Here is a 1,143-nt window from a genome sequence, read left to right as displayed (position 1 = left end):
TATCTCCAGTGACGTTAACGGATGCCACCTGAATTCCACCAGAAATAACTCCTCCTGTAATAGGGAGCGCTCCCACTTGAGCTGGTGTTGGAGGTGATTTAGATGAAAAAATTTCACTCCATGTACTCCATACAGTAGATGCTCTTGCGCGATAAAATAGACGCCCAGTATCGAATACATATAACTTTTGTAGTATCCAATCTTGATTATATGTCTCTACTGTCAGTACGGTAATTCCAGCACCTGCAACCCCATTAACTGGGGCTACACACGAATACAATCCATTGATAATAATTGTATTTAAATCAACCCCATTCCCTAATTTAACCCCGCCGCTAGATAATAACCCCCCATCCCCAACTTGCATTACTCGACCTAAAGTTATGTCCTGCGGGCTTGTCGTCACTGTTTTTTGCGCCGCATCTCCTAAGCCTAAATTGGTTCTAGCAATTGACTTGCTATTCAAGTCGGAAAGGTTGGCGCTTTTCTTCAGGGCATCAGCGGCGGCAGCGGCGGTCTCTGTTAAACCAAGGTTAGCTACAGCAGCAGCCACAGATGCAGGTCCAGCGGTTGCTATTTCAGATAGATTGCTAGCCGTCTTCAAATATCCGGTTGATAAGTTAAACCAGTTGGTAGGAGTGGTATTTGGGTTGGATTTATTGCCATTAAGCCTGTTTATAAATATGGTCTCAGCATCATTACCCAGTATTACCGCCCCCTTTGGATATCCACCAATTCCTTCATTAAAATCAGCGTCAAATGTATTTAAAGCTCCGGCGCTGAACCATCTTAATAAATTCGAAAGTTCATAAAGAATTTGGTTCATATCTTGGCCTTTAGGCGGCAATCCGCCAGCAGCCTTTAAAACCATGGTTATTGGCGGGAACCCCTTCTCGTATGACGCTGAATTATCACCGGATGGAGTATCAGGAATAATGGCCTCTCTCTGTCCATTAATTCCAAATGGGACTGGTTGTTTTTTGGGTTCATCAGTTCTGTTCATTTATATTTCTCTGAAAAATGTTCCGTCGTTAAATGGATATGCGTCAGATGAAAATCCGAAGTATGGCGGAACTATTTGATGTGTAGTAATAAGAACCGCGCTTGGTATCGGTAATACCTCATAATTCTCAAGAATTGACA

1 protein-coding gene is annotated in these 1,143 nt (G+C 42.9%); it reads right to left on the bottom strand.

What is annotated here, in order from left to right; genetic code table 11:
- Window positions 1-1,003, bottom strand: a 1,003-nt coding sequence (locus AD970_RS20005; RefSeq protein ID WP_053215291.1) for a pyocin knob domain-containing protein, incomplete at its 3' end; no start/stop codon positions are given.
- Window positions 1,004-1,143 lie beyond the last annotated feature (140 nt).

The sequence above is a fragment of the Yersinia nurmii genome, from assembly GCF_001112925.1.
GTDB classification, from domain to species: Bacteria; Pseudomonadota; Gammaproteobacteria; order Enterobacterales; family Enterobacteriaceae; genus Yersinia; species Yersinia nurmii.
This window is presented reverse-complemented; position numbering and strand designations above follow the sequence as displayed.